The sequence below is a fragment of the Terasakiella brassicae genome, assembly GCF_014641495.1.
In the GTDB taxonomy this organism is placed as follows: domain Bacteria; phylum Pseudomonadota; class Alphaproteobacteria; order Rhodospirillales; family Terasakiellaceae; genus Terasakiella; species Terasakiella brassicae.
In genome coordinates, this window is sequence record NZ_BMHV01000011.1 from 123,837 (window position 1) to 134,654 (window position 10,818).

Annotated in this window: 4 protein-coding genes and 1 pseudogene; 2 read left to right on the forward strand and 3 right to left on the reverse strand. The window is 47.5% G+C overall.

Going from position 1 to position 10,818, the window contains the following annotated elements; genetic code table 11:
- Both IEW74_RS09400 and IEW74_RS09405 read right to left on the reverse strand, forming a co-directional pair.
- The gene (locus tag IEW74_RS09400) at window positions 1-3,384 is read right to left on the reverse strand and encodes a hypothetical protein (protein WP_188664132.1); all 3,384 of its coding nucleotides are present in this window, start codon (window positions 3,382-3,384) and stop codon (window positions 1-3) included.
- 169 nt (window positions 3,385-3,553) lie between these two features.
- Window positions 3,554-5,581 carry a hypothetical protein gene (locus IEW74_RS09405; RefSeq protein ID WP_188664134.1) on the reverse strand — a complete coding sequence of 676 codons (2,028 nt, stop codon included), beginning with the start codon at window positions 5,579-5,581 and terminating at the stop codon, window positions 3,554-3,556.
- A gap of 283 nt (window positions 5,582-5,864) precedes the next feature.
- Between IEW74_RS09405 and IEW74_RS09410 the strand changes: the two genes are divergently transcribed.
- Complete coding sequence (locus IEW74_RS09410; RefSeq protein WP_188664136.1) at window positions 5,865-7,196, forward strand: MFS transporter; 1,332 nt, start codon at window positions 5,865-5,867, stop codon at window positions 7,194-7,196.
- A gap of 91 nt (window positions 7,197-7,287) precedes the next feature.
- Here the strand turns inward: IEW74_RS09410 and IEW74_RS09415 are convergent, their stop codons facing one another.
- On the reverse strand, window positions 7,288-9,174 hold the full coding sequence (locus IEW74_RS09415) for a DEAD/DEAH box helicase (protein ID WP_188664138.1): 1,887 nt from the start codon (window positions 9,172-9,174) through the stop codon (window positions 7,288-7,290).
- 1,006 nt (window positions 9,175-10,180) lie between these two features.
- On the opposite strand from IEW74_RS09415, the pseudogene IEW74_RS17335 reads away from it, so the two are divergent.
- Window positions 10,181-10,818 (forward strand): annotated as a pseudogene (locus tag IEW74_RS17335) (transposase); the annotation flags it as partial.

Genomic DNA, 10,818 nt, shown 5'->3' on the forward strand with positions numbered 1-10,818 from the left:
TCAGGGATGCTCCAACACGGTGGTGGCCCGGGTCATCAGGACGGTTTCCGGGTTGGGAAGTTCTGGATAGGTTTGACGCACCGCATCGGTGACCCATTGCGGATAGATACGGAACATCAATTTTGTTTCGATCTGTAACGGGTAAACGGCATCTGCCGGGATATCAAAACGTTCATCGCGATATCCGTTTGCCGGGATTTTGGTATCTTTTAACATTTTCTCATACCGCCAGAATACCAGCCCTACCGGTTTGCCGTCCTTGTCGCCAAAGACTTTTTGGAAGAAACGCGCATCTTTTGCCACATTGCCTTTGTCATCCATTTTACCTTCGGACAAAACGATATTGCCCTTGGCATCCTTAACGGTGATATCCAGCCATAATTGACGGAAATCAGCAACCCCGGTGGGTAAGGCATGCCCTGCCCCAACGTTTTTGACACGCACGTTTAACTGTCCATCCGGGGTGATGCTGTTTTCCACTTCGGCAGCCATTTGCAACAGCTCAATACTCATGTTTGCCAGTTTTTCGTTGCGCAATCCGACAAGATGGTGATTGGCCCCGGTAAACTGGTGGGTGACCACATTGTCTTTCACCCGCCCGCCATCGGTGGAAATACCGGGAATGTTTTCTCCGATTCGTTTTATGTCGCCATGCATATGGCAATCAATACAATCACGGTGTTTGCTGGGGTCATCGGGGTTGTTGTATTCGGATTTTTCCCATTCGCCATAGGTATCGACAATAACAGCACCTGTGCCGGGGGCAAATTCGTTATGGCATGTGCTACAGAGTTCCGAGTCCTTGTAGAACGGTTGGCTATAGGATTTTGCATGGACTTCCGGCTTGGCGTTAATCTGGTGATTTCCCGCCCAATTCAATAAATCGTTTTTGCTGTTTTCAAAGATATAAAGCTCACGGTCTTTAACGTTCACGGAGAAACTGGCATTCCCGCCTGCTTTTTTGCCACGGGCATCTTCCAGTTTCGTGATGCGGTGACAGAAGAGACAGCCCGTGCCCTCATCCAGATCAGGTTTCTTTTCTTCCAAGGCTTTAAACAGGGTTTCACCGCCTTTTTCGAACATATGGCCTTTTTCGATGGTGGCGGTTAAACCTGTCAACAGTCCTTGGGGATGGTGACAGCCCATACACCATTTACGGAATTCTTCGCCTTCGGTTTGGGCGGCGACTTCTTCCACAACCTTGTAATAAGGGTTGGAATCCCCCATCAAACGGTGCAGTGAGTCTGCCCATTGATCAAACATATCTGAATGACATTCTGCACAGGCTGCGGAATTGACCCATTCTTCGGCGTGGACGGTTTTGCGTTCATCATCCAGTCGCAACCATGTGGACAGAAGCGGCAGGTTGCCTTTTGCCAGAACAAAGCTATGGAGGTCATCCATTTTGTTTTTGACTTGTTCCGGCAGATTAACCGGGTCCACTTTTTTGGCACCGTCACGCTCATCAAAACCCATACCGCCTTGTGTTTCCTGAATGATACGAACGTAATCACCGGCAAAATCACCGGCAACCATATTGCCAAGTTTCTGGTGACCGATCACTGCGTTATCATATTTATCGGTTGGCGTGTCGCGAAACATATAACCGGTTGTAAAATTGAACCCGTCCAGATGGCAGCTTTGGCAACTCATCCAAAAATCACCGGCCATTGGATAATCGGTATCATCGTTGGTGTTACCGGACATAAACAAGGTTTTGCCGCGTCTGATCTGGGGGTCCATTGGGTCGTTTGCCACCAGCTTGGCGAAAACAGATTTGACCAGCTTGGCACGTGCAAACGGTCCTTCCCCGCCACGGGTCATTTGGGTGATATCAAGGCTCATGGCATTCTGGATGAAGATATCCTGCTCGGACACAATAATTCCGCGTGGTGTATCACCGGGGAGATGACGATAAATTTGTTGTGCTTTTGCCCCCCCTTGATTGAGTTTACCCACACGGCGTGCCCGGCGTTTTTTCTTTTTCTGGATTGAGGTCCGGCGCGACAGGTCAAACACCATCAAATCTTCACTGCCACTGAGTGTGATATAAACTTTGTTACCGTCTGCACTGAATGTTGCATCATGCGGGTTGGATACAATACGTGTGCGTTTGGTGGTTTCCACGATGTTGATTTGCTTGAACAAATGTTTGCGGCGATCAACCAATTCCTTTTCCTTGCCTTTTTTCAGACTGAGCAAGGAGACAGAGGGAAAAACGGTGGATTGAAACTGGAACGGATGATCAAAATTCCAAAGGACATGCGGCAACCAGGCTTCCGTTTCATCCGGGCTGACGGCAATGTCGTCCAGCAGGCGCGGCACCCCTTGTGAGACAAACTCGTCTTCAGGTTCCTGTGTTTCATGTAATTTCAAGGTCACATTAAGCGCAGGCGGTAAAACGGTTGTATCGTAAATGGAGACTTCACCGATCATGGCATGGGTTACCAACAAGCGTCCATCTGATAACAGTGCCAGTCCACGCGGCGTTTCACGGGTTTCTAGATCATAAACAACGCCCTTATCCGGGTGCAGACCCAGCAGGCGGTGCCCTTCAAAAGCAGCAACCCAAAAAAGTTTGTTTCGCGGGTCATACACAATTCCGAACGGACGATAGGCGACTTTATATTCACTGAGGATTTTGTCTTGATTGAAGAAAACAACACGGTGGCCGCTATAATCGGTCGCTGCTATTAAGCCGTTTTCGCCAAGAGCTATACGACGAATATCACCGCCAAGTTTAATCTCGCCTAATCGTTTTGCGCTGTCTTTATCAACCCACGAGACACTGCCCGTATCACCATTGGCACTATAGAGGGTTTTTGTATCGGGACCGAGTGTAAAACCCGTACTTTCAACGGCTGCAAATGCGGTGGTGGAAAGAGCTGCAATGGCAAGACCAAAGGCGAGAAGCCATTTTAAGGCTTTAAACATGCTCCAGCGTTTTGCATGCATGTAGACAATGATGGCAAGGGGGATGCTGGGTAATAAATGCATCCAATATGTAACCTGCCCTATCAGGTCACCGCGATTGCCGAAAAAGGATAAATACAGACCGCTGAGAAACAGCAAGATTAAAATATATTCGATAAAGGTACCGGACTTACGCAGAAAAGGTTTGGTCGATGATTTCATTAAATCACGATGCGATAACCAAAATGGTAGGACGAAGACAGGAAAAAGAATTAAGGAAACAAGGAAATGAACACCCAATGCCGGTCGTGTCACTTCCCACGGAAGACGAAAGCCATCCCATAACAAGAGTCCGCTAATCACCAGAATATAAAGGATAAATTCGGCAGGCTTGGATTGATACGAAAGTTTGCGCCATAGGGACGCCGCCGCAACAACTTCTTTATGTGTTTTTCTTGTTTGCGTACTCATGTTCGCTCATTCTGCTTTGAAGTAAATTAAGAATAAATATTAATCTCAGAAGGTCTACATAATTGCAAATGCGTCTTAATTGATATACGTCAAATAATCTATGAAAGAACGTAAAAAAAACGGGAAAACCTTTTATGCAAGGCTTCCCCGGTTTTTAAGTGAAATAGGTTTATCGTTTTGAAACAATGACCTTATTTGCCATTGTCATGGCTGTGCCGTATTTGCCGCCTGCATAAACAACTTGGGCAACGCCGTCTTTATCTGTGTCACCATTGTTGTTCTCACTCAGCAAGTTCTCACCGGAGTCGCCGACCCACTCAGCCAACTGCATGCCTTCATTGGTTTTTTCACCATTGATCACGGTACGGAACCATGTGGTGTAACGTTTTGTCAGGTGTGCCAAGTCTAGATTGGGATTGTTCTCACCTTCTTCGTTACGAAGGTCCAGCATCAAGGAACGTAAACCGGCACTGACAGCCGCCACTGTGTAAGGTGTATATTGCGTTGGTTGCCCGATAACATTGGCATAAGTGCCTGTATCTTTGTCAAACATTTGAGCTTCGACTTGATCGTACACTTTACGTGCGGCTTCTTTATAACGTTCGTCACCTGTTGCAGTCATAGCGGCAGCCAGGCCACGGATCACAGCAAACTGAGTGCCAATGGTCTGGCTTTTGCCTGCACCATCGTTCAGATCGTAGCTATCAACAGCCAAGCCATTTTTTGCAATCAGTTTATCAACAATAAAATCAGCTTGCGCCTTGATCATTTCCAAGGCCCGTTGACCACGTTCTGTATTCAGGCTTTCACCTGCAGCAGCTGACGCATAACCCACCGGCAGCGCATCTTGTGAACGTTGGAAGATCGTCAGGGCTTGCAAGGCGTAAGCGGCATCAAAAGTGGTCACGTTTTGACCAATAACATCATCAACCAATGTGCCTGCTTTGGCATCAAAATGCAGGGCATCCAAGTTTTTGAAAGCGGCATTTGCCAAGACACTAACGACGGAGAACGGATCATCGCTTTCTACATCGTTATTCAGGTCTGTATCTGTGTTGGCCGCCGGGGCACTGGGGAATGGTGCCCCATCAAATACAGAAAGGAAAGCCGGGTTTTGGTTCGTGTTGGCACTGCGTTGATCACTAAAGGCGTAAACTTCGCTGAGGGGCCACAACAGCATCCATGTGTCGCGCAATGTGGAACGACCATCTGTCACTTTCAGGTCCCCAATAGCTTTGGTGCCATTGACCATTTTTTCGCTAACCGCAACATTGGCCGGGAACCAGACCGGACCGTTTGCCGGATCATAGGTACTGGTGATTTTTGTGCCCAGTTGTTTACCGTCATAACCGAACTGGTTTTTCAAGGTAAGGAGCTTGTCCCATGTGATTTCTGTCAGGATAACACCGTTAAAACCGTCTGCTGAAGACACACCCAACGCATGTTTGCCGTCCGCATCCATATCGGATGAGGTGGCTTCCACTTCTTCATCACCTTCAACTGTATGCATGCCGCCAAGGAAATCTTGTGACCACATAACGTCTTTTAACATCTGTCCGCCGACGGCTGCGGGATTGAAGGATTTGTCCATACCGGACTCAATCCATGCAAGGGAGGCATAATCACGGAAATAAGCCGGGATATCGACTTTGACTTTGGATGTTTTACCCGTTGCATCCAGCATTTCGACTTCGTCGGTATTGACGGTTGCGGTATCTACTGGCCCGGCAAATTCAGGCATACCCTTTCGATACGGGAACGTGACCGGGTACATATTCAAGGGAATTTCTTCTGTCGGGAAAGCAACGGAAGCAGACAATTCAATAAAACGTTTGCCTAAACTTTCCGGTGTACCACCGCGTTTTGCGTTCAATGGACCGTTGGCAAGATGCGGTCCCATTTTAGACTGATAATTGACCGCATACATGGCTTCTTCGGAATACTCATAAGACTCGATCCCGGCGGTGTAATCGAAGGCTGTCGGCTTGTTCAAGGCCACAGGGTCAAGTACATCAAGGTCAAGGCCGAGGCTTTCAGCCAAGGGTTCGCCGGAAAGTTCAAATTCCGTATATGCCAGAAAACCGCCCCCGGGATTAAAGGTTTTATCGACGACTTCCACCTTTACACCGTTGGCAAAGGCAGCACTGGAAAGAGCCAGCGCGGAAGTTAAGCTCAGGAATTTAAGTGTTTTAGACATTTGTATTCCAATTAGTTTGTTGCGAATAATTATCAATAGCTATTCCTTTTACATGAAAAAAATCTATTTGCAAATGATTTTCATTAATTTTTTAAGGGAATTTAAAGGGAGTGTATTTGCGAGTTTACAAAAAAAACGCGACAGATAATCTGCCTGTTTGATCGACTGTAAAGCTGTGATTATTTTTTTAAAACAATCATTGCACAACAACGTCTTAAAATGTTTCCATAGTATGGAAAAAATAAAGTTGTTTATCGAAAATACAGTTAGGGTGAATAAGAATATGAACAGAGCAATCTCACCGTTTATCGCCTTGTTAGCGAGCATTTGGTTGATCAACCTCGGTGGTGGATTGCAAGGTACTTTGCTGGGTTTGCGCGCGGAGATGGAGTCTTTTGAATTGACGTCCACCGGCTTTATTCTGTCTTCCTACTTTCTGGGTTATATTGTCAGCTTTTTCGTTATTCCGTCTTTTATTAACAGTGTCGGGCATATCCGGTCTTTTGCGGCTTTTGCATCGCTTTCTTCGGCAGCGACATTGCTGCATGCGGTGTTTGTTGATCCCTATGTCTGGTTTTGTTTACGCCTTTTGACGGGCTTGTGTTTTGGCGGGTTGGTTTTGGTTGGGGAAAGCTGGCTAAATGCCTCAACAGGGAATGATAATCGCGGTACTGTCTTTTCCGTATATATGTTGATTGTCTTAAGTGCCTCCGCAATCAGTCAAATCTTACTGAATTTGACCTCTGTATCCGGGTATAACCTGTTTGTTCTAGTCTCGGTTGCCTTATCTGTTGCCCTTCTTCCCCTCACCTTGGGGAAAAAAATCGTTGCCCCTGAAATTCAGGAAAGCTCGACAATGGCCTTTGGCAAATTGGCAAAACGGTTTCCGCTTGGCATTTTGGGGATCATGGTGTCCGGTTTGGTGAGCGGGGCGCTTTGGACAATGGTTGCCGTTTATGTTTTGCGAATTGGGTTAACAACATCTGATGTTTCCCAAGTCATGTTTTTTCTGATGGTTGGCGGGATGATCTCTTTATGGCCCATCGGGAAGCTTTCAGATCGTATAGATCGGCGTAAGATCATTCTGGGGCTTGGTCTTGGGACATCATTGGCTTGTGCTTTCTTTTTAATTCCGGCCTTTCTGAATGCGGATACGATTAAGTATATGGCGGCCCTTTTGGGATTTATGGCTTTTCCGCTTTATGCCATTTCATCCAGCCATATCAGCGATTACCTTGAACAAGATGAATTTGTCCCGGCTTGTGGGTCAATGGTTTTGTTTTACGGGTTGGGGGCTCTTATCTCACCGTTGGTCTCTGCCCAAGCGATGCAAATTATCGGGCCGAATGGACTGTTTATGTTTATGTTTGTTATTCAAATTCCGCTGATTGTGTTAGCGGCTATTCGCATCTTTAAGAAAGAGGCGTTGTCGAGCGAAGAGAAAACAGATTTCGTTTTCGAAATGCCCAAGGTTACCCCTTCTGTCAGCCCGCTTGATCCACGAAACCAAGAGGCCGAGGAACTGGCAGATGAAGCGCAAAGAGAAATGGAAGAACGCGAAATTGCAGATCAGGAAGCCCTTGAAGATGACGATACGATCCGCATGACGGATTAATATCAAAACACTTTGTCTATAACCGTCATCTCCGATCAGGGTCGGGGATGACGGTTTAGGGTGCTGGTTTACTTACAAGGCTTTTTGTATATCAGCTTTTCATTGGCTTGCGTTTGCGCTTTAACGGGCCTGTGCCAGCCTTACTATCCTTTTCTTTTTTGGGTTTGTAAGATTTTTTGCTTTTTGTTGGCTTGTCCGTTCTGGGGGCGCTGTCGTCATTTGATTTGCCCTCAAACTTTTTATGCTCACCGGATTTCCCTCGATGGGCGGGTTTGCGTGGGCGACGATCACCCCGGTCTTCGCGATCATTTCTGCCGCGTCCTTTGCGATTGTCACGCGCGCCGCGTTTGCCCCGTGTCTCAGCACTGAATTCAGGGGCTTCTTTTAACCGGTCAATGGTGACACCGTTTTCGACTTTGCGGCTTGGTCCGACAGCGGCGAGGAATTTATCAATGCTATCAGGGTGGAATTCAACAAAGGTGGTGTCGTCCTGAATTTTAATCGCACCGATTTCCCCTTTGGTGATATGGCCCGCCCGACAGAGCATCGGCAAAATCCAGCGCGGTTCGGCATTATGTTTACGCCCGACAGACAGGCTGACCCAGACGCCGTTTTCAAAATCGACCCGTGGGCCTTTTTCCGGGCGGTCCCGGTCTTTGCCCTGCGGGGCATCCAGCAATTCTTCAGGGGCGGGTTGTTCGGTATTTTGCAGACGAATCAAGGCCAGTGCGATTTGTTCAGGGCTGAATTTTGCCATGACATCTTGCAGGAAGTCCTTTTCATTTTCATCAATTTCCTGTTCGAACACAGGATTGGTCAGAAAACGTTCACGATCACGGTGCAGTACCTCTTCGACTGAGGGCGGCTTTGTCCAGTCTGCGGTGATCTTGGCATGGTTCAAGACTTGTTCTGTACGGCGGCGTTGATTGTAAGGAACGATCAGTGCACTGACCCCTTTTCGCCCTGCCCGTCCTGTCCGCCCGCTGCGGTGGAGCAAGGCTTCGCTGTTGCGCGGAATATCGGCGTGGATCACCAGTTCCAGATTGGGCAGGTCAATACCGCGCGCGGCTACGTCCGTTGCCACACAAACGCGGGCCCGTCCATCGCGCATGGCTTGCAAGGCATGGGAACGCTCATTCTGGCTCAGTTCACCGGACAACGCGACAACGGAAAACCCCCGGTTGTTCAGGCGGCTGTGCAGATGGTTTACAGTCGCACGGGTGGCACAGAAAATAATGGCATTTTTGGCTTCATGGAAACGCAAGATATTGATAATGGCATTTTCGCGGTCACTCGGGGCGACTTGAAAGGCTTTATATGTAATGTCGCGGTGTTGCTTTTCCGCTGCTTTGGTTTCAAGGCGAATAGCGTCCCGTTGATAACGTTTGGCCAAGGCCGCAATTCCGCGCCCGACAGTTGCGGAAAACATCAGGGTGCGGCGCTCAACCGGTGTGGTATCCAGGATACATTCCAGCTCTTCGCGGAAACCCAGATCCAGCATTTCATCAGCTTCATCCAGAACGACACACCGCAGTGCCGAGGGTTCTAAAGACCCGCGTTCGATATGGTCGCGCAAACGCCCCGGCGTGCCGACGACAATATGTGCGCCGCGTGACAGGTTGTTACGCTCGGTTCGCATATCCATACCACCGACACAAGACGCGATTTTGGCTCCGGTGAATTCGTAAAGCCATTCAAGTTCCAGCTTCACTTGCAGGGCAAGTTCGCGTGTGGGCGCAATCACCAGCGCCAAGGGCTTTTCCGCACGGGAAAAGTTTGTCGCTTCGCCTAAAATTGTGGGGGCAAAGTTCAACCCGAACGCAACGGTTTTACCGGAACCCGTTTGTGCAGAAACAAGCGCATCTACATCAAGCATTTCAGGGGCAATCACGGCCTCCTGAACAGGTGTTAACGTTTCATAGCCTCGTTTTACCAATGCCTGTTCGAGTGATGAAACAACACCTTCAAATTTTGTCATACTGTATCTTTCAAAAGAGAAGATATTATTATGCTTCTCTTGTTTTCATGTGCCCTGAGTATGACCGTAATGTCCGGTCATGGCACGCTCTTTATCTGTTTTCGAGAATAGTTCCCGTCAGGTTTGGGCGGATCCGGTCCGTTGAAAAAAAGCTTCGCTTAAAAGAGCAAAACTTTCCAATGATTAAGATTATGAGAAAACAAATGATAACCAAAACCAAAAAATAAGCTTAAAATCAATGATTTACGCGTATTCAATATAAGCGCAAATGAACCGAAACCCTTACCTACACTTCCGCCTGCCAGAATGCAAGCACTTTCCCTTGCGAGAGCTTCCCTGTTGGTTCTTCTGATTGGTCAAAATCTCGATGATCAGACCAAGGCGAACTTCATGGGTATCGGAGAACCGTTTTGTATTGAGTTGCACTTCCATCGTGCATCGTCCTTAGTCGAGTTTAGCTTGCCTAACACTAAGGGTATGGGGTGTTCTAAGTGTTTGTCAAATTTGAGTGATTTTCAAAAACCACCAGAAATGTTTAGTTTTAAACTAAAATCATAAGCAATGTCATATCGTTATTTTATCGAGATGATGCTTTTGATTTTTCATCGAAAGGTGGTGTGTGTATGATGGGTCATAATGTGGTTGTTTCAACGAATCGAAAGTATTGGCAAAGGGGAAATTATGAACAATCGAACATTTAAAATACCCAAAATTGAACGATACACTTTGCCGGAAAACTATCCGACAGAGACCGCTATGAAATCATGGGGGCACAACGAGTGTTCATATCACCCCGAAATTTGGGAGATGGAGTATTGTAGCCATAGGTTACTTGGACGCATGACTGACGAACAATTGTTGGCCCGATATCATGGGATTGTTCGTAATATGCCTTCGTACACCGCCCCGGAAAGGGATGTCGTTCCTGACCTAGCCCCCAAAAAGTGGTCCACACGAAATGTTAGTTTTTCTGGCTTATTTAAATCCATGGATAAGGAGAAAAGACATGGGAAAACTGAAACGACCCACGCCTGAGCAGATCATCACGAAGCTTCGAGAAGCCGAGGTTATCATTGCCCAAGGCAATACGATTGCTATCGCAGCTCGCAGAATCGGTGTGACTGAACAGACCTATTATCGTTGGCGAAACCAATATGGCGGCATGAAAACGTCTCAGGCCAAAAAGATGAAAGCTTTAGAACAGGAAAACGCCCGCTTGAAGAAAGCAGTTGCGGAACTAACGCTGGATAAGCTTATTCTCAAGGAAGCCGCCGAGGGAAATTATTAAGCCCTGCACGTCGTCGCACCTGTGTTGATCATGTGATGAAGAAGCTTACGGTCTCGGAACGCCGGGCATGTCAGGTTCTTGGTCAACACCGCTCAACCCAGCGAAAGAAGCCGACAAAGCAGGCAACGGATGCAGCTTTAACAGAAGCGATTACCTCTCTGGCCGAATATTACGGACGCTATGGTTATCGCATGATTGCCGGTTTACTGCGTCTTGAAGGCTGGTTTGTCAATCATAAGCGGGTTGAACGCATCTGGCGACGTGAAGGGCTTAAAATTCCCAAACAACAACCGAAACGGGGACGACTTTGGATGAATGATGGTTCTTGTATCCGTTTGCGGCCTTGCTGGAGAAAT

Coding starts and splice junctions, on each gene's coding strand:
- IEW74_RS09400 (WP_188664132.1), bottom strand. CDS start 3,384: ATGAGTACGCAAACAAGAAAAACACATAAAGAAGTTGTTGCGGCGGCG.
- IEW74_RS09405 (WP_188664134.1), bottom strand. CDS start 5,581: ATGTCTAAAACACTTAAATTCCTGAGCTTAACTTCCGCGCTGGCTCTT.
- IEW74_RS09410 (WP_188664136.1), top strand. CDS start 5,865: ATGAACAGAGCAATCTCACCGTTTATCGCCTTGTTAGCGAGCATTTGG.
- IEW74_RS09415 (WP_188664138.1), bottom strand. CDS start 9,174: ATGACAAAATTTGAAGGTGTTGTTTCATCACTCGAACAGGCATTGGTA.